The sequence below is a fragment of the Mesorhizobium sp. M0195 genome (assembly GCF_040322115.1).
Taxonomy (GTDB): domain Bacteria; phylum Pseudomonadota; class Alphaproteobacteria; order Rhizobiales; family Rhizobiaceae; genus Mesorhizobium.
Genome location: NZ_JAMYSV010000010.1, coordinates 50,115 through 69,513 on the forward strand (window position 1 = coordinate 50,115; position 19,399 = coordinate 69,513).

General features: G+C 59.9%; 20 protein-coding genes and 1 tRNA gene. 11 read left to right on the plus strand and 10 right to left on the minus strand.

Going from position 1 to position 19,399, the window contains the following annotated elements; translation table 11 throughout:
* Window positions 1–248: 248 nt before the first annotated feature.
* Both NKJ12_RS19770 and NKJ12_RS19775 read right to left on the minus strand, forming a co-directional pair.
* Window positions 249–1,115, minus strand: coding sequence for a class I SAM-dependent methyltransferase (locus tag NKJ12_RS19770; protein ID WP_254818352.1), 867 nt, complete (start codon window positions 1,113–1,115; stop codon window positions 249–251).
* Between the two features lie 239 nt (window positions 1,116–1,354).
* Window positions 1,355–2,449, minus strand: coding sequence for a glycosyltransferase family 4 protein (locus NKJ12_RS19775; protein WP_352704503.1), 1,095 nt, complete (start codon window positions 2,447–2,449; stop codon window positions 1,355–1,357).
* 493 nt (window positions 2,450–2,942) lie between these two features.
* On the opposite strand from NKJ12_RS19775, the gene NKJ12_RS19780 reads away from it, so the two are divergent.
* The 9 genes from NKJ12_RS19780 (at window position 2,943) to NKJ12_RS19820 (ending at window position 10,641) form a co-directional block, all read left to right on the plus strand.
* Entirely contained in the window at window positions 2,943–3,299 is a 357-nt protein-coding gene (locus NKJ12_RS19780) for an SPW repeat protein (protein ID WP_254818350.1), read from the plus strand.
* A 128-nt stretch (window positions 3,300–3,427) separates the two neighbouring features.
* Window positions 3,428–3,877 carry a DUF2231 domain-containing protein gene (locus NKJ12_RS19785; protein WP_352704505.1) on the plus strand — a complete coding sequence of 150 codons (450 nt, stop codon included), beginning with the start codon at window positions 3,428–3,430 and terminating at the stop codon, window positions 3,875–3,877.
* A complete protein-coding gene (locus NKJ12_RS19790) occupies window positions 3,877–5,223 on the plus strand; it encodes a PQQ-dependent sugar dehydrogenase (RefSeq protein ID WP_352704507.1) in 1,347 nt (448 codons plus the stop codon). Before NKJ12_RS19785 ends, NKJ12_RS19790 begins: the two co-directional genes overlap by 1 nt.
* Window positions 5,224–5,494: 271 nt before the next feature.
* On the plus strand, window positions 5,495–6,310 hold the full coding sequence (coxB, locus tag NKJ12_RS19795; RefSeq protein WP_254818347.1) for a cytochrome c oxidase subunit II: 816 nt from the start codon (window positions 5,495–5,497) through the stop codon (window positions 6,308–6,310).
* Window positions 6,311–6,401: 91 nt separating this feature from the next.
* Complete coding sequence (gene ctaD / locus NKJ12_RS19800) at window positions 6,402–8,171, plus strand: cytochrome c oxidase subunit I (RefSeq protein ID WP_254818346.1); 1,770 nt, start codon at window positions 6,402–6,404, stop codon at window positions 8,169–8,171.
* Window positions 8,168–8,872 carry a cytochrome c oxidase subunit 3 gene (locus tag NKJ12_RS19805; RefSeq protein WP_352508764.1) on the plus strand — a complete coding sequence of 235 codons (705 nt, stop codon included), beginning with the start codon at window positions 8,168–8,170 and terminating at the stop codon, window positions 8,870–8,872. The genes ctaD and NKJ12_RS19805 overlap by 4 nt, the downstream gene beginning before the upstream one ends.
* 13 nt (window positions 8,873–8,885) lie before the next feature.
* Window positions 8,886–9,608, plus strand: coding sequence for a heme-copper oxidase subunit III family protein (locus tag NKJ12_RS19810; RefSeq protein WP_352704509.1), 723 nt, complete (start codon window positions 8,886–8,888; stop codon window positions 9,606–9,608).
* Between the two features lie 10 nt (window positions 9,609–9,618).
* Complete coding sequence (locus NKJ12_RS19815) at window positions 9,619–10,023, plus strand: cytochrome C oxidase subunit IV family protein (RefSeq protein ID WP_352479772.1); 405 nt, start codon at window positions 9,619–9,621, stop codon at window positions 10,021–10,023.
* Between the two features lie 144 nt (window positions 10,024–10,167).
* Window positions 10,168–10,641, plus strand: coding sequence for an aminoacyl-tRNA deacylase (locus tag NKJ12_RS19820; RefSeq protein ID WP_352704511.1), 474 nt, complete (start codon window positions 10,168–10,170; stop codon window positions 10,639–10,641).
* Window positions 10,642–10,706: 65 nt separating this feature from the next.
* Here the strand turns inward: NKJ12_RS19820 and NKJ12_RS19825 are convergent, their stop codons facing one another.
* The 5 genes from NKJ12_RS19825 to tig form a co-directional block, all read right to left on the minus strand.
* Window positions 10,707–11,519 (minus strand): DUF2189 domain-containing protein, encoded by an 813-nt coding sequence (locus NKJ12_RS19825; RefSeq protein ID WP_254818341.1) that lies wholly within the window; start codon window positions 11,517–11,519, stop codon window positions 10,707–10,709.
* A gap of 317 nt (window positions 11,520–11,836) precedes the next feature.
* Window positions 11,837–12,769 carry a heme o synthase gene (locus NKJ12_RS19830; RefSeq protein ID WP_352704513.1) on the minus strand — a complete coding sequence of 311 codons (933 nt, stop codon included), beginning with the start codon at window positions 12,767–12,769 and terminating at the stop codon, window positions 11,837–11,839.
* 147 nt (window positions 12,770–12,916) lie between these two features.
* Window positions 12,917–13,270 carry a c-type cytochrome gene (locus NKJ12_RS19835; RefSeq protein WP_502904012.1) on the minus strand — a complete coding sequence of 118 codons (354 nt, stop codon included), beginning with the start codon at window positions 13,268–13,270 and terminating at the stop codon, window positions 12,917–12,919.
* Window positions 13,271–13,481: 211 nt separating this feature from the next.
* Window positions 13,482–14,003: a hypothetical protein gene (locus NKJ12_RS19840; protein ID WP_352646695.1), complete on the minus strand. Its 522-nt coding sequence runs from the start codon at window positions 14,001–14,003 to the stop codon at window positions 13,482–13,484.
* 161 nt (window positions 14,004–14,164) lie between these two features.
* Complete coding sequence (gene tig, locus NKJ12_RS19845; RefSeq protein WP_352704656.1) at window positions 14,165–15,640, minus strand: trigger factor; 1,476 nt, start codon at window positions 15,638–15,640, stop codon at window positions 14,165–14,167.
* A gap of 375 nt (window positions 15,641–16,015) precedes the next feature.
* Between tig and NKJ12_RS19850 the strand changes: the two genes are divergently transcribed.
* Entirely contained in the window at window positions 16,016–16,303 is a 288-nt protein-coding gene (locus NKJ12_RS19850; protein ID WP_352704515.1) for a tyrosine-type recombinase/integrase, read from the plus strand.
* A gap of 412 nt (window positions 16,304–16,715) precedes the next feature.
* Here NKJ12_RS19850 and NKJ12_RS19855 read toward each other — a convergent pair whose 3' ends face one another.
* Window positions 16,716–17,024: a hypothetical protein gene (locus NKJ12_RS19855; RefSeq protein WP_352704517.1), complete on the minus strand. Its 309-nt coding sequence runs from the start codon at window positions 17,022–17,024 to the stop codon at window positions 16,716–16,718.
* A gap of 239 nt (window positions 17,025–17,263) precedes the next feature.
* Between NKJ12_RS19855 and NKJ12_RS19860 the strand changes: the two genes are divergently transcribed.
* Window positions 17,264–17,348 (plus strand) — tRNA-Leu (locus NKJ12_RS19860).
* A 168-nt stretch (window positions 17,349–17,516) separates the two neighbouring features.
* On the opposite strand, the gene NKJ12_RS19865 is transcribed toward NKJ12_RS19860, so the two are convergent.
* Together NKJ12_RS19865 and NKJ12_RS19870 are read right to left on the minus strand one after the other, a co-directional pair.
* On the minus strand, window positions 17,517–18,101 hold the full coding sequence (locus NKJ12_RS19865; RefSeq protein ID WP_352704519.1) for a GDYXXLXY domain-containing protein: 585 nt from the start codon (window positions 18,099–18,101) through the stop codon (window positions 17,517–17,519).
* The gene (locus NKJ12_RS19870) at window positions 18,098–19,216 is read right to left on the minus strand and encodes a DUF2157 domain-containing protein (RefSeq protein ID WP_352704521.1); all 1,119 of its coding nucleotides are present in this window, start codon (window positions 19,214–19,216) and stop codon (window positions 18,098–18,100) included. The genes NKJ12_RS19865 and NKJ12_RS19870 overlap by 4 nt, the downstream gene beginning before the upstream one ends.
* Window positions 19,217–19,399: the final 183 nt, after the last annotated feature.

Consider the following 19,399-nt stretch of genomic DNA (forward strand, 5'->3'; position numbering starts at 1 on the left):
ACCCGATGAGGAACATTAGCTTTCAATGTTTAATGTCACCTTCACGCTCCTTAGAGCTTTTGCGCTTTCCGACCCGTTGCTGATGTTGCAGGCCCGAGCGGCTGGAGCCAGCTGCCGATTTCCACTGACATCGTCCCACTGATTGAGTTGAGATGCGCTGGCGCCGGCGATCCTTCGGAAGATCGAGGAGCGCGAGCGATTGCAAACTTCGACGCTCCGACCCGAGTACTCAGGAGCGTCGACCTGGACTAGTGCCCCTCGATCGCCTTGGGAGACACAAGGTATGGTATCTTGCCGATGCTACGCTTCGTCGCGCCAATGGAATAGGCCATCGGTATCTTGGGAGAGTTCTCTGGCAAGCCGTACATATCCTTGCCGGCCCGCACGGCAAATGAAAAGTGCTGCCACGAAACAGTGTCATGCTCATTGAGAAAATCGAGCGTCAGACCAGCTGAAATCAGCGCATTCACCACGTCACTGATCGGGTGGATCCATTCATAATAGCGAGGATGCTTCAGGATGCGGTCATCGCCGGTGTAGGTCAGTTCCTCGTTCCAGGCGAGCGGCCGAGCTATCGGCGTTCGCCAGTCGTGCTTCAATTCCAGGGCCGCGGCCTTTCGATCGCACTGAAACATCAATGGATGGCCCTCGGCCATGTAGAGACGGCCGCCGGGTCTCAGGAGGTCGGCAACCACCCGCGCCCAACGGAACACGTCGTCCAGCCAGTTTACCGAGCCCCATGTAACGTAAGCGATGTCAAAGGTCCGACCGAGCGCTTCCACCGCTTCGAACAGTGGCGCTTCCACGAAGCGCACGTCGGTGCCTGCCTTCGCAGCAAAATCCCGCGCCGCCGCGATCGCCGCCGGTGAAAAGTCGAGCCCCGTCACACTGCCTGCGCCGAGATTCTTCAGGCTGATCGTGTCGAGGCCGATGTGACACTGCAGGTGGACGATATCCTTGCCGGCAATATCGCCGACCTCGCGCGTTTCCAGCTCATAAAGATTGGATCCGCCGGCCAGCACATTCTCGATGTGGTAGCTGCCCGTTGTGTCGGTCGAGTGCAGTTCGGCCCGATCATCCCAATTAAGGCGGTTCGCACCCAAAAACCGTTCCAAATTCCCCCACCCCTGACTGACGCATGGTAAACAAGTCGTTAAAGTACCTTTGCAGCGAAAGTATCGCGCGTCAATCCGGACTGGGCGGCGGCAGTGTGCCACCGCTCGCGAAAGCCATAGCCCCGGGAAAGCTTGCTGCTGATCAAAAGCTTCTGGCGCAGTCGCCGTGCCCGGCGACAAGACCCCGCAGGTGCCCCCTGACGTCACCGTCGTGGTCTGCATGTGGATTAGTCAGTTCCTCAGCCCCCCGCGGCCACCATCGCGATGTTTCTGGAGATCTCGTTTGTGGGGTCAACTGCGTCTGCCATGCCGCTCGTGAGTGCTCGGTAGAGTGCCACATAATCGCTGCACATGCGCTCGACCGTGAACCGCTTCTCGAACGTCTGCCGCACTCGTGCGCGATCGAGGCTGTCGATGCGCCGGAGCGCGCCCACAGCTTCCTCCACCGTATCCACGATCCATCCGGACACACCGTCATCGATGATCTCCGGGACGGCGCCACGCCGGAACGCAATCACCGGCGTACCGCAGGCCATTGCTTCGATCGTCACGAGCCCGAAGGGTTCCGGCCAGTCGATCGGGAACAAAAGCGCTTTCGCATTGCCCAGAAAATCCGCCTTTTGCCGCTCATCGATTTCGCCAATGAACTCCACGTTCGAATGCCGCAGCACTTGCGGCTCGACCCTTTCCTTCCAGAACGACTGGTCCACCTTGTCAATCTTGGCGGCGATCTTCAGGGGAAACCCGGCCCGCGCTGCTATTTCTATGGCCGCTTCCGGCCCCTTTTCCGGCGAGATACGACCGAGAAACGCAAGATAGCCAGAGGTGTTCGGGTGGAATGGCAGAAGGTCGCGGGGCAGGCCATGGTGCACCGTTCCAATCCAATTGACGGGCGGCACGGGCCGGCGCTGGTCGAAGGAGATCGAGACCAGGGGAACATCGTCGAACATAGCATAAAGTTGCGCCAGATCGGGCAGGTCGAGCCTGCCGTGAAGCGTGGTAACCGTTCGTCTGGCAAAATCCCGAATGATGGGGAAGTGCAGAACATCGACGTGGAAATGCAAAACGTCGAATTCATCGGCTCGCCGGCGCACCCGTTCAAGCATCATGACGTGGTGCGGACCACCGTCCTGGACCCTGGGATTCAGGCGCAGCGCGACGTCGCAACACGGCACCAGCTCGGCTGAGGTACGAGAATCGGCGCTGGCGAACAACGTCACCTCGTGGCCCTGTCGGACAAGTTCTTCGGTCAGATACGAAACAATTCGCTCGGTTCCACCGTAGGTTCGGGGCGGCACGGATTCGGTTAGTGGCGCGATCTGGGCTATTTTCATTTAGAAAATCTTTTCGGCGGCGACCGCCGTCTTTCAAACAAGCTTCGGCGGCAACCAAGACAAGCGAGAGCTTCTCGTTGCGAAGTATTCTATGCAGAGCGTATTTATAGTTGTGCCTTCCGTGCTCCTCCCGTGCAAGCAGGTTGCCCTTATTCAACTCCTCTGGATCCAAGAACTGCGATCCATAAGAAATGTTTCACCGGCTCGATAAAAAGACAGAATGAGCTACGCGCCGCCGCCCCGCCGCCCCCTGACAGGCAGCTTTGGATCGCTCGATCACCACCAAGTGATCCAGGCGTGCCGGTGCCGAATGGAACATAAAGCCCGGAATTCAGTTAGATAGCCGGATTTGGCTGGAGTACCGCCAGATGCGAATTCCAGCTGGGCAGGGCACTACCGTGACACGGAGTGAGCGGCTTCGGGCGCATCTCGCCGAACTCAGGCACCACCTTGCCGAACTCGGGAGCCATAAACGCTCCCTATGGAGGATGCCATGAACCAGTGGACAAACGCCAGGCTCTGTGACGTAGCCAACCTGATCCTTGGGGCAATTCTGTTCTTCTCTCCCTGGATCTTCACGTTTGCGGCAGGCCCGCAGACGCAGAACGCCCTCGGCAGCGGAATCTTGATCGTCGTGCTGTCGGTTGCCGCCCTCGCAGCATTTGCCGTGTGGGAAGAGTGGGTGAACCTGGTCGTCGGGCTGTGGGTTCTCGTATCGCCCTGGGTGCTTGGATTCCAGGCGACAACGGCGATGACCGTGCATGTCGTGATCGGCATTCTGGTCGCGGTGCTGGCGGCGATCGAGCTCTGGATGATGTATCAGAACCCGCCGACCCAGTCGGCCGCCTAGCAGGCGCAGCCAGCCAGCGCCCTTTTTGGGCCTGACAGATCGATCGGTCGTCTGCCGGCCTCTCGGCAACAGCCGCCGGAGGCCGGGTAGGCGGTTGTCTGGACGAGAACCAAGAAGGATGGCGCATCATGGTCGGTGACAATCCGCGTTCGACGGCCAGGATTGCAGGACATCCCGTTCATCCGATGCTGGTGCCGTTTCCGATCGCCTGCTTCGTCGGCACCCTGCTGACGGATCTGGCCTACTGGCGAACAGCGGAGATGATGTGGGCTGACTTCTCCGCTTGGCTGGTTACCGTCGGCGTGATCATGGGCTGCCTTGCAGCGATCGCGGGGTTGATCGATTTTCTGGCTAATCCGCTGATAAGGGCACAGCCTCCCGCCTGGCCGCACGTGCTCGGCAATCTGCTGGCGCTGGCGTTGTCCATCATCAACATGCTCGTGCACACCCGCGATGCATGGACCTCCATCGTTCCCACCGGCTTGATCCTCTCGGCGGTTGTCGTGCTCATCCTCATCTTCACCGGTTGGCTGGGCTGGTCCATGGTTTACCGGCATCACGTCGGAGTGGCGGATTGATGCGCGTAGAAAGCTCCATCAGACAAGCCGGGCGCATCGCGGCGTCCATCTTTACTTGCGCTGCGGCGATCACTCTTGCAGCGTGCAGTGGCAACGACCCGGATCCCGGCAGTCAGATAGGGCCGAATCCAAACCTGCCCGAGCCGATCCAATATTTCTTCCCGCCCATGCATCTCGCTTCCGTGGTCGGGTGGAAGAACGACGAAAAGCCGACCGTCGCGCAGGGGCTCCAGATCCAGGCCTTTGCCAACGGCCTGCAGCATCCGCGGTCGCTTTATGTGCTGCCCAATGGCGATGTCCTGGTGGTCGAGTCCAAGGCGCCGGGCGGCGAACCGATCAAACGGCCCAAGGATTTGGTGATGGGCTGGATCGAGTCCTGGGTCACCTCGGGCGGCGACAGCGGCCCGAGCAACCGCGTTACGCTGCTGCGCGACGCCGACGGCGATGGCAAGCCGGAGCTGACCAGCGTCTTCCTCGACCACCTGAGCTCCCCCTTCGGCGTGGCGCTGGTGGGAAGCGATCTCTACGTCGCCAATACCGATTCCATCGTCCGCTATCCCTACAACACCGGTGAAACCAAGATCACCGCGCCCGGAACGCCGCTAACCGCCCTGCCCGGCGGCCCGATCGACCACCATTGGACGAAGAGCCTGGTGGCAAGCCCCGACGGCTCGCTGCTCTATGTCGGCATCGGCTCGAACAGCAACGTCGCCGAAAACGGCATCGAGGCCGAGAAGAACCGCGCCGCCATCTGGCAGGTGGACAGGGCCACCGGCCAGTCGCGCATTTTCGCCAGCGGTTTGCGCAATCCAAACGGCCTGAGCTGGGAGCCGCAGACCGGGGCGCTCTGGGCCGTGATCAATGAGCGCGACGAGCTCGGCCCCAATCTCGTGCCGGATTATCTGACCTCGGTAAAGGATGGCGGCTTCTACGGATGGCCGTACAGCTATTATGGCCAGCATCTCGATCCCCGCGTCATGCCCCAGCGTCCGGACCTGGTCGCGAAAGCGATCGTTCCGGACTATGCGCTGAGTTCCCACGTCGCCCCTCTGGGACTGGCCTTCTATACGGCAAACAACCTCCCCGAGGCATATCGCGGCGGCGCTTTCGTTGGCGAACACGGCAGCTGGAACCGCACGCGCTTCAATGGCTACAAGGTGGTGTTCGTACCATTCAACGGCGGCCATCCTAGCGGCGTCGCTACCGACGTGGTGACCGACTTCCTGAACAAGGACAACAAGGCGCGCGGCCGGCCTGTCGGCCTGGCTGTCGACAAAACCGGGGCCCTGCTCATAGCCGACGACGTCGGCAACACAGTTTGGCGGGTGACATCTGCCGGCAAATAAGGTGACGCCGCTCCCTTCGTCGAGCTGTCGGTCGAGCAGGTGGAAGGTATCCCCGGCGATCGCCGTTCCGGTGGTTCTGCCAGGCGCATTCGGCGTGCTCGCCATTGCCTTCCGCTGTCACCGCCGAACCGAAGGACCGCCAGCGCCGCGAAATGGTATTTTTGCCCTTCCCACAGCCGGCTCTAGAATTTTCATCGCAAATCAAGTTATGATGCACTTGGTATTTCCCGGGACGGCTTGCGCCGCTTGGAATACCGGGAGGAACCGGGACATGGCCGTTGCGCTTGTACTCGTTCTGATAGTCGTGGGCTCGGTGTTGTTCCACTTCCTGAGCCCATGGTGGTGGACGCCGATTGCCTCGAACTGGGACTATATCGACAACACCATCATCATAACTTTCTGGATCACCGGCGTCGTCTTCGCCGCCGTGGTTCTTTTCATGGCCTATTGCGTCTTCCGCTTCCGTCATCGGGAAGGCAATCAGGCGGCATATGAACCTGAGAACAGGCGGCTCGAATCCTGGCTGACGGTCGTCACCGCGGTTGGCGTCACGGCTTTGCTCGTTCCTGGCCTGTTCGTCTGGAGCCGGTTCGTTAACGTTCCAAGCGACGCAACCGAGGTCGAAGTCGTCGGCCAGCAGTGGCAATGGAGTTTCCGCCTGCCCGGCAAGGACGGCAAGCTCGGCACATCCGACACTCGCGACGTCAACGCTGAAAATCCACTCGGCGTCATCGCCACCGATGCCAACGGCCAGGACGATGTCGTAGTGGAAGCGGCCGACCTGCACCTCCCGGTTGGCAAACCGGTCAAGATGCTGCTCCGCTCGATCGATGTGCTGCACGATTTCTACGTGCCGGAATTCCGCGCCAAGATGGACATGATCCCGGGCTCGGTCACCTATTTCTGGTTCACTCCGACCAAGACCGGAACCTTCCAGGTCCTGTGTGCCGAACTCTGCGGCCAGGGACATCCGATGATGCATGGCGTGGTCATGGTCGATACGCAGGAAGACTATCTGGCGTGGCTTGGCCAGCAGCAGACTTTTGCGCAGCTGTCCGCGCCCCAACAGATGGGCTCGGCAGAGTAGGAAACCGAAACGACGGTGCGCCGTCGGGATTGAAAATAGTGCGGCAAGCCCGAACTGTCGGGCTGGCCGAAAAGGGCACGGAGGTGTTCCTATGGTCGATATCACACCTGCAGATGCGGTACCGCCGGCCGAAGTCGCGGAAATGGAACTCTACCATCCGCACAGCTGGTGGACGAAATACGTTTTCTCGCAGGACGCCAAGGTCATTGCCATCCAGTATTCGGCGACGGCGACAGCGATCGGCATGGTCGCGCTGGTGCTTTCCTGGCTGATGCGGCTGCAGCTCGGCTTCCCCGGCACATTCGACTTCATCACCCCGGAAGCCTACTACCAGTTCATCACCATGCACGGCATGATCATGGTGATCTACCTGCTCACCGCACTCTTCCTGGGCGGCTTCGGCAACTACCTGATTCCGCTGATGGTCGGCGCTCGCGACATGGTCTTTCCCTATGTCAACATGCTGAGCTACTGGATCTATCTGCTGGCCGTGCTGGTTCTGGTGTCGAGCTTTTTCGCGCCCGGCGGACCGACGGGTGCCGGCTGGACGCTCTATCCGCCGCAGGCGATCATGACCGGTACGCCCGGCGGCCAGGACTGGGGCATCATCCTGATGCTCGTCTCGCTGATCCTGTTCATCATCGGCTTTACTATGGGCGGCCTGAACTATGTCGTGACGGTGCTGCAGGGCCGCACGCGCGGCATGACGCTGATGCGCCTTCCGCTCACTGTCTGGGGTATTTTCACCGCCACCGTCATGGCGCTGCTCGCCTTCCCGGCGCTGTTCGTCGCCTGCGTGATGATGCTTCTCGACCGGGCGCTCGGCACCAGCTTCTTCATGCCGGCGATCGTCGAGATGGGCGAACAGTTGCAGCACGGCGGCGGCAGCCCGATCCTGTTCCAGCATCTGTTCTGGTTCTTCGGCCACCCGGAGGTCTACATCGTTGCGCTTCCGGCCTTCGGCATCGTGTCCGACCTGATCAGCACCCATGCGCGCAAGAACATCTTCGGCTACCGCATGATGGTCTGGGCCATCGTCGGCATCGGCGCGTTGAGCTTCGTAGTCTGGGCGCACCATATGTATGTCAGCGGCATGCATCCCTATTTCGGCTTCTTCTTCGCCACCACGACACTGATCATCGCCGTTCCGACCGCCATCAAGGTCTACAATTGGGTGCTGACGCTGTGGCGCGGCGATATCCACCTCACCATTCCAATGCTTTTCGCCCTCGCCTTCATTGTTACCTTCGTCAATGGCGGGCTGACCGGCTTGTTTCTCGGCAATGTCGTCGTCGACGTTCCGCTGTCGGACACGATGTTCGTCGTCGCCCATTTCCATATGGTCATGGGGGTTGCGCCGATCCTCGTGATTTTCGGGGCGATCTACCACTGGTACCCAAAGGTCACCGGCCGGATGCTGAACGAGACACTGGGCCGGTTCCACTTCTGGATCACCTTTCTCGGCGCCTATCTGATTTTCTTTCCCATGCACTATCTCGGCTTGATGGGCGTGCCGCGGCGCTACAACGAATTGACCGACATGACGATCATGACGGAATCGGCCCACCACCTGAACTCGTTTATCAGCATCATGGCTTTTATGGTCGGTTTTGCCCAGATTGTGTTTCTGTTCAACCTCATCTGGAGCATCCGCCATGGCCGTGAGGCTGGCGGCAATCCGTGGCGGGCAACGACGCTCGAGTGGCAGACGCCGCAAACACCGCCCGCCCACGGCAATTTCGGCAAGGATTTGCCGATCGTCTATCGCTGGGCCTATGACTACAGCGTACCGGGAGCCAAGGAGGACTTCATACCACAAAACGTTCCGGGCTCCTTCGCGCCCTCCAGGGAGCCGGCATGAGCGTAATCCTGGTCTTCCTGCTCGTGATCGCCGGTATTGCTGGGTGGTGGCTTTCCCATCAGCGGCTAATGACGAAGCCGTGGCTCGAGCAAAGCATGGCCGGGGATTTTGTCGCTCTGGACCGATCGGCGCTGCCGACCGCAAAGATCGGTCTCGGCGTCTTCCTTGCCGTCGTCGGCTGCCTGTTCGCGCTGTTCACCAGTGCTTACTTCATGCGCATGGCGCTGTCGGATTGGCGGCCTCTGCCCATCCCGCCCCTGCTCTGGCTTAACACCGGCGTACTGGTCTTGAGCAGCATTGCGATACAGTGCGCTTCGCTCGCGGCGCGCAAGGGTCAAGTGGACATGGTCAGGCTCGGCCTCGCCACAGCTGGACTCACGGCGCTCGTCTTCCTGATTGGACAGCTTGTGGCATGGCGGGAACTGAGTGCGGACGGCTATTTTCTGGCATCCAATCCGGCCAACAGCTTCTTCTACCTGCTAACGGGAATGCATGGCCTGCATATACTGGGAGGACTGGTCGGGCTGGGCAGAACGAGCGTCGGTGCCTGGAACGGAGCGCAGCCGCAGCGGCTTCGCCTCAGTGTCGAGCTGTGCGCGATGTACTGGCATTTCCTGCTTTTCGTCTGGCTCGCCATCTTTGCGCTTCTGGCCGGCTGGGCTTCGACTTTAATCGACATTTGCCGAGGGTTGCTGACCTAGGAGGAACGGGCGGATGGCAGAGACGACACTGGCCCACATCGGCCGAACAGAGCCGCGGCCCGCAGGCTGGCAAGGCATCGCCGCCGACTGGTCCTCGGATCAGCGGGCGTTCAAAAACGTGTCCTGGGGCAAGGCCATGATGTGGATCTTCCTGCTCAGCGACACGTTCATCTTCGGCTGCTTCCTGCTCTCCTACATGACCGCGCGTATCTCAACACGCGTGCCGTGGCCCAATCCGAGCGAGGTTTTCGCCCTGCGCATCGGCGGCTCCGACATTCCACTGATCCTTATCGCCATCATGACCTTCGTGCTGATCTCGAGCAGCGGAACGATGGCCATGGCGGTCAATTTCGGCTACCGCCGCGACCGCCGCAAGACGGCAGTCCTGATGCTCTTGACCGCAGCACTCGGCGCGACCTTCGTCGGCATGCAGGCCTTCGAATGGACCAAGCTGATCACCGAGGGCGTGCGGCCTTGGAGCAATCCCTGGGGCGCTGCACAGTTCGGCGCATCCTTTTTCATGATTACCGGCTTCCACGGCACGCATGTGACGATCGGGGTGATCTTCCTGATCATCGTGGCGCGAAAGGTCTGGCGCGGGGATTTCGACGTCGGACGGCCCGGCTTCTTCACCAGCCGGAGGGGGCGCTACGAGAACGTCGAAATCATGGGGCTCTACTGGCATTTCGTCGACCTGGTCTGGGTGTTCATTTTCGCATTTTTCTATCTTTGGTGAGAGGCAGGACATGGCTGAAGCAACCGCAAACGGCCTGGGACAACACGCACTGGACAGCGCCCATAGGCATGATGCGACGACGACCGGCGTTACCCCGGCGGAGGTTCATCAGGAGCACCCGATCAAGCTCTATCTGGTGGTGTGGGCATGGCTGTTCATCCTCAGCACCTGCTCCTATCTGGTCGACTATTTCGGTCTCCATGGCTATCTCAGATGGTCGCTGATCCTGATCTTCATGATGCTCAAGGCCGGACTGATCGTCGCCATCTTCATGCACATGGCCTGGGAACGGCTGGCGCTGACATATGCGATCATCCTGCCGCCCGTGCTGGTGCTGGTGTTCGTGACGATGATGGTCTTCGAAGCGGACTACACGCTGCTCACCCGAATGGCGTTTTTCGGGGCCGGGCCCTGACATGCAGTCCGGATCCACGCGGTCCGGTCCTTGAGGCTTAGCCTTGAAACAATCCACGGCTGGTCCATTTCTGTTGATATCGGAAACGACAGGCGATGCCGGCGTTTCCACATGCGTCGCGAACACCAGCAAGGGGCGCCCAAGATGACCATCGCAAACAGATTGAAGGACTTCATCGATAGGAAAGGAATTTCCTACGACACCGTCGAGCATCACCGCACCGCGACAAGCAGACAATCCGCCATTGCGGCACATGTGCCCGGCAGCATAATGGCCAAATCGGTGGTCGTTCACCACGACCGTGGCTACGCGCTCGCCGTGGTTCCAAGCACGCACAGGATAGAACTCGCGACATTGCAGGATGTCATGGACAAGCCTCTTGGGCTGGCGTCCGAAGACGAGGTGGTCTCGTTATTCGGCGATTGCGACGTCGGCGCTGTGCCGCCGATCGGCGCTGCCTATGATGTGCCGGTGGTTCTCGATGAAAGCCTCGGCGGCGCTCCCGAAATCTATTTCGAGGGCGGCGACCACAAGACGCTTGTGCATGTGAGCGGCAAAGATTTCCGCGACCTGACAAAGGACGCGCGCCAGGCCCGTTTCAGCCACCCCGCCTATTGAAAGCTCTGCCTCACCCTGCCCGCCCCGGCACTTTCGCCGGTGCGGGCAGAGTGCATTTTTTCAACTCACGGTCTGGTCGCCGGCGGCGATTCCACAACTTTCCGGTAAACATGCCAGGTGGCATGACCAAGGATCGGCAGCACTACTGCCAACCCGGCGAACACTGGCAGCGATCCGATGATCAGGGCGACGGCGACAATAAGGCCCCACACCGCCATCACGATCGGGTTGGCCAGGACAACGCGCACCGAGGTGTGGATGGCTTCGTAGGCGCCGACATCGCGGTCGAGCAACAACGGGAATGCGACGACCGTGGTGCACAACACAACCGCGGCGAACACGAAGCCGATGGCGTGACCCAGGATGATGAGCGTCCAGCCGCGTCCCGTGGCGAATATTTCACTGATGAAGCTGGACAGCGATTGCGGCGGCGCCGGGCCGAACAGGGTCTGGTAAAATATCTGGGCCGTCAAAAGCCAGGCGATGAAGATGGCAAGCAGCATGACGCCGACCGCTGCAATAGCCGGCAGCGCTGGAGAACTCCTGACCTCAAAGGCGTGTCTCCATGAGGCGTCGAGCCCGGCTTCCCGCCGCCGACTGATCTCATAGAGGCCGATCGCCGCGAACGGACCAATCAGCGCAAAGCCGGACACAAGCGGAAACAGCAACGGCAGCGTGTTGTTGCCTGATGTCCAGACAGCAAGCACGACTCCGGCAATCGGATAGATCAGGCAGAGAAATACGATGTGCGACGGCTTGACCATGAAATCATCGACGCCACGCCTGAGCGCATCAAAAAGATCGGAGACGCCGATTTTTCGAATTCTCGTATGTTCCAGCGTCTCGCTGGCGCCTGCTATCACGTGAAAGCTTGCCATGACCATTCCTCCAGACCAGGTCCGGTAAGGTCGCGTTTTACGGTGCTGCCGTTCTGCATGATTGGCCCACGCAAACCGCGACCTGCACCATGATCAATATACTCTCATGCGGGGGACTTGTCGCGCTTTGTAGGAAGACCCGGGAGTAGGAGGTCCCGGGTAGCCCGACTAGCTACGGACGTGGTTCTTCGATATGCTCTTCTAGTCGAAGGTGAAGGTCATGGACGGAAGGACAGTTCTCGTACTCGGCCTTGGCGTCGTTATTCTGCTGTTGCTGGGATTTTGTGCTCTGCCAACGTGATTTTTTTGAGCCGGGGTCAATAGCCGGCTGAAGCGATCACTCGCATTACAATGGTGTCGGCAAGCAACGCCGCAAATATTGCGAAAAGATAAACAATCGAATACGCAAACAGCGCCTTTGCCGGCTTCATCTCCTTGTCGGCGACGAGAACCTTCCAGGCCTGCCAAATGAAACCTGCACCCAACGCGGCTGAAGCAGTGCCGAAATATCCGCTCGCGAAGCCGAAGCCCCAAGGGAGCACGCCGATTGGCGCCAAGAGCAACGAATAGGCGAAGATTTGTTTTCTGGTCGAGTGCTGGCCGGCCACATTCGGCATCATCGGGATGCCGGCCGCGGCATAGTCGCCGACCTTGAAAAGGGCCAGCGCCCAGAAATGAGGCGGCGTCCAGAGGAAAATAATCAGAAACAGAATGAGACTTTCAATGCCGATTGCGCCTGTTGCGGCCGCCCATCCGATCACCGGAGGAAGGGCGCCTGCCGCGCCGCCTATGACGATATTCTGTGGCGTCGAGCGCTTCAGCCACATTGTGTAGATAACGACATAGAAAAAGATGGTGAACGCCAACAACGATGCGGCGAGCCACCCCACCAACACGCCGAGCGTCATGACCGACAGTGCGGAAAGCACCAGACCGAAGCCGAGAGCTTCGCCAGGCGTGACGCGACCGGACGGAATTGGTCGCTTGGACGTGCGAGACATCAAGGCGTCTATGTCTGCGTCGTACCACATATTGAGAGCGCCGGCGGCTCCCGCTCCAACCGCGATTGCGCCGATGGCGATTACGGCGATAACTGGATTCATCACGCCGGGCGCCATCATCAGGCCGACGAAGGCAGTAAACACTGCAAGCGCCATGACCCGTGGTTTCAAGAGCGCAATGAAATCACCCGCCGTCGCCTCCGAGAGGCGGATGCCGGTATCCTTGAGACGGCTTTCTTCAGTCGACATTCAGACGACCACCGATGGGAACGGCAGCCTAGCCGGCCAATGTCTTTTTTGCAACGAGCCGCCCTCCCCACCGACACTGCCGGCAGATTGCGGCCGAGGCTATGCCTCGACCTGTTTGCGATACCAAGATCCGGCGGAAGAGCCGCGCTATTTGGAGAATTGTTTCAGGTAGGCAATGACATTGGCGATATCCTCGTCCTTCTTGAGGCCGGGAAACGCCATCTTCGTTCCTTTGACCATCGCCTTGGGATCGCGAAGGTAGGTCGTCAGCGTGGCTTCGTCCCATTTGACGCCCGACTTGCCGGCCTCGGTCATCGCCTTGGAATAGCTGAACCCTGGATGCGTGCCGGCCGTTCGGCCGATGACGCCGTTCAGCGACGGACCGACCTTGTTCTGGTCCTTGTCTGCGACGTGGCAGACCTTGCATTTGGCGAAGACCTTCTCACCCGCCGCCGCATCCTGTGCCCGCGAGGGGCCGGCAATGACGGTGGCGACGGACATTACGATAAAAAACACAATGGCACGCATGGCATTTCCTCCCTGATCGCCGATTTGCCTGGCTGACCTGCGCAGGCCCACCTTTAGTCCGCTGGCATGCGCTCTTGAATGGCAGAACGGATATCCACTGCCTGGAGTTGGGGCACCTACATACCACGGAACCGGGCCGGCAGGTAGAGTTCGATCATGCAATGGATCAATGCGGACAATCCGCTCAAGGCAATTTGGTGTTGCAGGTGGTGGCGATCCGGCCGACCGCCTCTTCAACTCCGGCGAGGTCAAACTCGGCTTTGCCGCGCCCCGACAGCAGCCCGAACCGCCAGGACAGCAGCAACCGGTCCGCGGAAATCAGTCGCCTGATGCCATCGGCACCGTCGCGGACCAGCATCCTGCTATGCGGCCCGACCGACCAGCTTTCGTTGAGCTTGGCGGATTGGTCGACAGTCACCGACATGGCGATGGTTCGGCTGGCGGACACTGTATCGCTCAGCTGCAGCCATTCGCTCCAACGCGGTTCGCCGGCGGTCCGGCAGGCGATCGTCAACACCGGGCTGTAGCTCAATGCGCCGCCACCGGTGATGAGCTTGTTGGTCGCGTAAAGCGAGGCGGTGACAAGGCCATCGCTGCTCTTGTCGAACCGCCAGTTGTCGAGAACCGTATCAGCCTGGGCAATGCCGAAGACCGACGCAAGCAGGAACGCCGCCGCCACGCTTCCGATACCGAAGAACTGTCTCAACGATGCCTCCAACAACCGCTGCGATTTCGCAACCCAGCGCAGATAATCATCAAAGCTTCGTATCGCTACCTCGACCGCCAGATACGTGAAATCCGTTGCGTCTGCGCCACAACGAAAAAGGCCGCCTCGAGAAGGCGGCCTTTCGGAATTCAGCAGGAACGTTATTCAGCGTCCTTGGCGGCCTTCTTCTTCGGCGCGGCCTTTTTCTTCGGCTCTTCGGCGTCGTCGTCGGCCTTCTTTGCGTCCGCTTTTTTCGCAGCCGCCTTCTTCGCCGGCTTGGCCTTGGTTGTCTCCGTATCCTCGTCGTCGGCCAGCAGTTCTTCATTGCTGACCTTGACATCGGTGACCGAAATCTGGCCGAGCAGATGGTCGACCACCTTCTCTTCGAACATCGGCGCGCGCAACGTGTTCAGCGCTTCGGGATTGTTGCGATAGAATTCGAAGGCTTCCTGCTGCTGGTTGGCCGGGTAGCGGCGTACCTGCTCGAACAGGCCGCGCTGCAGTTCCTCGTCCGTCACCGTGACGCCGGCCTTCTCGCCGATTTCGGCGAGAACCAGGCCGAGACGCACGCGGCGCTCGGCAAGCCGCATGTATTCAGCACGCGCTTCTTCTTCCGTCGTCTCTTCGTCGGCAAAGGTGCGCCCGGCGGCTTCGAGATCGCGATTGACCTGGTTCCAGATGTTGTTGAACTCGGCCTCGACGAGCTTGGACGGGGCCTCGAACGAGTAGGCAGCGTCGAGCTGGTCGAGCAACTGCCGCTTGACTTTCTGGCGCGTTATCGAGCCGAACTGGTTCTCGATCTGACCGCGCACCACCTCGCGCAGGCGCTCCAGCGATTCCAGGCCGAGATTCTTGGCCATCTCGTCGTTAATCTCAAGCGCGCCGGGCTTCGACACTTCCTTGACCGTCACGTCAAAAGTGGCTTCCTTGCCGGCCAGATGCGCCGCCTGGTAGTTTTCCGGGAAGGTAACCGTGACCTGCTTCTCGTCGCCGGCCTTGCTGCCGACCAGCTGGTCCTCGAAGCCGGGGATGAATTCCTTCGAGCCGAGCACCAGCGGCTGATCGGTGCCGGCGCCGCCGTTGAAGGCTTCGCCGTCGATCTTGCCGACGTAATCGATGGTCACGCGGTCGCCCTCGGCGGCCTTGCCGGTCTTCGGCTCGTAAGTGCGGGCAGATTCAGCGACACGCTTGACCTGCTCATCGATCTCTTCATCCGGCACGTCGAACACCTGGCGCGTCACCTTGATGTCGGAGAAATCCTTGATCTCGATCGGCGGAATGACCTCATAGTTCAGGCGGAACTCGAAGTCGGCACCGCCTGCCAGGATCTTCTCGGCTTCCTTCTCGTCCTCGGTCATGATCACTTCGGGCTGCATGGCAGCCTTTTCGCCGCGCCCGGTGATGATCGAACGGGTCGAATCGTTGAGGATCTCGTTGACCACTTCGGCCATGAACGACTTGCCGTATACTTTGCGCAGATGCTGCACCGGCACCTTGCCGGGGCGGAAGCCGTTGATGCGGACCTTGTTCCTGGCATCGGAGAGCCGCGCCATCAGCTTGGCTTCCATGTCACCAGCCGGCACGGTGATCTTGATCTCGCGCTTGAGACCGGAGTTGAGCGTTTCGGTGACCTGCATCATAAAACCTTTGTTTCCACCAATGAGGCCGTCAAACGGCCCCTGCCGCTTACAGCCTGCCGGTATGATCTTGCCGGGAATGGCTTTTGGTGCGGGACTTGGCGATCTGTCCGCTCAACGCGGCACAAATCCTCCAGAAATACGCTCCAAAATGTGAATAAGTCTTTGTTTTTCCTACTTCTTATCACATTCTGCAGAAGCGGATCGTCGCGTCCCGTCACATTCGACACGCCTTTTGTCACAGCCGCGGCCGATTTTCAACCATCTTTGCACTCCGGCCAATGGTGCCGATGTGGGCTCTGACATTGACAGAATGATGGCTACATGGTGCCTACCCAGATATCAGGGGACCGTTCCAACATATGAAAGGCTCGGATGGAAAGGCACATCACCTCCGAGACCTGTGGGATGTGGGACGAGATGCAGAAGACCCTCGGGTGGGACGATGTTGTGGTCCATACGCTGCGGCACACCTGTGCGAGCTGGCTGGTCAAGAACGGCGTCGACCTCAAGCGCATCCATACGTGGCTCGGCCACAAGCGCATAGAGACCACCCCCAAATACGCCAAGCTGGCTACCGGTGATCTGGACCTTGCCGGCGACATTCTCGGTGACAGCCTCGATGACAACAAGCCGAAGCTGGAGGTTGTGAAGAATGGGTAGACGCTCAAAGGCTGCCGACCAGGAAAGGGTCGTCCCCCGCCAAGTCATACAAACGTGATCGGCCCGTTTCGAGTAAGTTCGTTCCGATCTATGTCCGTTGGTTCCACTCTATTCCTGTTAATGCCGATTGCTATTTGTTTGTTTCCCCAAGGCGTCTCGGGACAACTGCACTTAAGCCATTGACATCGCGCCACGGCTCACCGCTTATCTTAGCAGTTCCTTGTTAGAACTTTTCTCAATGGCGAGATCTGTCTTGAAAGGAACGCTCCCATGATAATCACTCTCGACCTCGGGCAGGTGCTCACCCTGACCGCAAGCGTGTTCGGCGTCGTGGCCGGACTGATCGCGATTGCGCGCTTCTTGAAATGGTGGTGGCACAAGCCCTAGTCGGGCCGACTGCGGCCAAGATCCACTATTCCTCTCCCCGATCCACGATGATGATGGAAGGATCATCAGCGGCACCATAAGCGAAGGTTTCTGGATTTGAGGTAATCGGAACGCGTCCAATGCGAATATTACCGCCACTCGTGACAATCGTGAGCCGTTCGCCCGACCATTGCAGCTCCTCCACGACGACCGGATCAATACCGAAACTGATAGCGACATCCACTGGGGTCCAAGCAGTAATAGCGCCATCTTCAAAAACGACGGAAAAATCGTCGGGTGAATGGTTTAGCTGTCGTATGGCCTTTCCAAGTATGCGATCCCCGAGCAAATCCATCCGTCGCTCCTCCACGTCGCCCGTCTTCTAGCCCAATCACCACCTCTGGAAAGACGGCTTGCAGCCCGGCGCTCAGTGCCAAGAGTTTAATTGGCATTGATACCCTATACGACCAATGTGTGAGGAGCACATCGCTTACGCCCCAGGAATCGGGTGAATGACCCCGACCCCGCTACCAAAACCGCCGCGTTGACTTGTGACAATGCCCGTGACAAACGGTGACGAAGTGACAAACTTTCGCGGGTATGGCGGAACTGGTAGACGCACTTGGTTTAGGTCCAAGCGTTGAGAAACATGGGGGTTCGAGTCCCTCTACCCGCACCAGCTCCCTTAGCGGAACAGATTTAGGTTCCAGTGCCGAAAGGCGTGGGGGTTCGAGTCCCTTCATCCGCACCATCCTCGCTCTTCGAGCTTCGGGTGGCAGGCCACTCGAAGCTCCTCCGAAGCCCTGGCGAAGGAGGATCATTGGCAAGGCCGTCGCGCGATCTAATTCTAATAAAGCGGCTCCTCGAACAGTGTCTTGTCGCCGTCGACCAGCGCCTTGATCTGCGCCGTGCCGTTGGCCGCGATCGCCACGCGGATGCCGAACGGCCGCACCCGCATGTCGTTCTGGATCGTTATCCCCTCGCCTTCCGGCAGATAGAAGCGCTCGATGCCGTACTCCGGCGCGATCGTCGTTGCTCCCTGGCTGATATCCCAGCCCTCGGAGACGTGTCCGACGATATCGGCTTCGCCGGATGCTGCCGGCGCCGGCGCTTGCCCGAACCAAGCCGCGGTCGGCCCCCAATAGCCATCGGCGCCCTGCTTCAGCCTGACCACGATCGACGTTTCCTCGCTGGAAAGCTTGCCGGCCGGAATGTTGCCGATCAGTTTCACCGGTATGCGCGAAATATCGTAGCCGAGCAGAATGTAGTCACCGCGCAAGAGATCGCGCGGATCGATCGGCTCGACTCTGAGCAGGACCTGCTTGCCATCGCGCAGGATTGCCGCGCGTCCGGCGATGATCCAGCTCAGAAAGCCAATCTGGACGAGCGCCACGACCAGCGCCGAGATGATCAGTCTTTTGCCGGTCATCATGCCGCCGCTCCTGTCATGTTCGAGGCGTTCATGCGCTTTTCTATGCGGATGATAATGAAAGCAAGAACGGCGAGAAGCACCGCCGCCGCAAGGAAGAAGCCTGCCGTGTCGAGCATTGATTGCAGCATCACCACATAGATGATGGCGAGTTCGAAGGCGAAGCCGGCATAGGCAACCCAGCGCAGTCCCCGGCTCTCGCGGCCGCCCAGCACGATCGCCGCGACGATGCCGGCCAGCGCAACAGCCGAGGCAATGGCGAAGCCGCTATTGTAGCTGCTTTCATCCGCCAGTTCGAATTGGATCATCGCCAGGCCGGTGAGAAAGCCGATCAGCGCGTGCAAGGGTAACCTGCCGCCGAGTTGCAAAACCCTCTCGACCGGCCCGGCAGCAAAGATCGCAGCGGTAAAAAGCAGCACCGACGCGGCAACGAGCGGGATGGCGACTTGCAGCGTGTCGTATTCCATGGCCAACAGCACGAGGTAGAAAAGGACCGACAGGATGATCAGGTGGCGCGCCGTCTGGCTGCGCGTCCAGAACGAAACGGCGAACAGAATTAGCGCCATGACCACGAAGAGATGCGGAAATTCCGTGCGCCGGAAGTAGTCGAACCCTCTCAGGAACAGCCAGGCATCGGCGATGCCGACGGCAGCGACGGTCAGCGGGTTTGAGCGCAGCGCCACCGCCGCCAGCGCCGTGCCGGCGCCCCAGGTGATCAAGGCCGAGGCCTCGTCGCCCGACAAATGATACATCTGGCCGATCAGCGCGATCGATCCGCCGAACGCTGCTGCCGCGACGATCCACAGCGCCTCGCCGATCGCCGCATGGTCGCGCATCTTCAGCACCGCCCCGCCGACATAGCCGGCAAGGATAACCGCAAAAAGTGCCGCGACCCGCACCAACCGCGGGATGACTTCCCAGTTGGCGGCGATGAAGATCAGGATAGCGGCGCCGAACAGCAGCGCCGCCATCATCGCCAGGATCGAGCCGAAACTCAGCGATTTGCGTTCGTTTGCCTCGACGTCGCGCGTCAGCGCAACGGCTGTCGGCGCGTCGATCAGGCCGGCCTGTTGCCATCGTGCGATATCCGACCTGACCCGTGACGAATAGCTCGCCATGCCCCTCCCCCTCTGCTTGGTTCCTTTTAGCTTGTCCGGCCAAGCGTTTGACCTAACGGCATTTTCCGATCTGGGCGGAAAACCGGACGCGCGTTAATGTTGCATTGCACAAATTGCATTGCTGCCATGCACCAATAGCGCTTTTAAATCGATATGACCCCACCTATTTTCACGGTGCACACA

Coding starts and splice junctions, on each gene's coding strand:
- NKJ12_RS19865 (WP_352704519.1), bottom strand. CDS start 18,101: ATGATGACCGGCAAAAGACTGATCATCTCGGCGCTGGTCGTGGCGCTC.
- NKJ12_RS19855 (WP_352704517.1), bottom strand. CDS start 17,024: ATGGATTTGCTCGGGGATCGCATACTTGGAAAGGCCATACGACAGCTA.
- NKJ12_RS19820 (WP_352704511.1), top strand. CDS start 10,168: ATGACCATCGCAAACAGATTGAAGGACTTCATCGATAGGAAAGGAATT.
- tig (WP_352704656.1), bottom strand. CDS start 15,640: ATGCAGGTCACCGAAACGCTCAACTCCGGTCTCAAGCGCGAGATCAAG.
- NKJ12_RS19815 (WP_352479772.1), top strand. CDS start 9,619: ATGGCTGAAGCAACCGCAAACGGCCTGGGACAACACGCACTGGACAGC.
- NKJ12_RS19785 (WP_352704505.1), top strand. CDS start 3,428: ATGGTCGGTGACAATCCGCGTTCGACGGCCAGGATTGCAGGACATCCC.
- NKJ12_RS19805 (WP_352508764.1), top strand. CDS start 8,168: ATGAGCGTAATCCTGGTCTTCCTGCTCGTGATCGCCGGTATTGCTGGG.
- NKJ12_RS19850 (WP_352704515.1), top strand. CDS start 16,016: ATGGAAAGGCACATCACCTCCGAGACCTGTGGGATGTGGGACGAGATG.
- NKJ12_RS19810 (WP_352704509.1), top strand. CDS start 8,886: ATGGCAGAGACGACACTGGCCCACATCGGCCGAACAGAGCCGCGGCCC.
- NKJ12_RS19830 (WP_352704513.1), bottom strand. CDS start 12,769: ATGTCGACTGAAGAAAGCCGTCTCAAGGATACCGGCATCCGCCTCTCG.
- NKJ12_RS19775 (WP_352704503.1), bottom strand. CDS start 2,449: ATGAAAATAGCCCAGATCGCGCCACTAACCGAATCCGTGCCGCCCCGA.
- ctaD (WP_254818346.1), top strand. CDS start 6,402: ATGGTCGATATCACACCTGCAGATGCGGTACCGCCGGCCGAAGTCGCG.
- NKJ12_RS19870 (WP_352704521.1), bottom strand. CDS start 19,216: ATGGCGAGCTATTCGTCACGGGTCAGGTCGGATATCGCACGATGGCAA.
- NKJ12_RS19835 (WP_502904012.1), bottom strand. CDS start 13,270: ATGTCCGTCGCCACCGTCATTGCCGGCCCCTCGCGGGCACAGGATGCG.
- NKJ12_RS19825 (WP_254818341.1), bottom strand. CDS start 11,519: ATGGCAAGCTTTCACGTGATAGCAGGCGCCAGCGAGACGCTGGAACAT.
- NKJ12_RS19790 (WP_352704507.1), top strand. CDS start 3,877: ATGCGCGTAGAAAGCTCCATCAGACAAGCCGGGCGCATCGCGGCGTCC.
- coxB (WP_254818347.1), top strand. CDS start 5,495: ATGGCCGTTGCGCTTGTACTCGTTCTGATAGTCGTGGGCTCGGTGTTG.
- NKJ12_RS19780 (WP_254818350.1), top strand. CDS start 2,943: ATGAACCAGTGGACAAACGCCAGGCTCTGTGACGTAGCCAACCTGATC.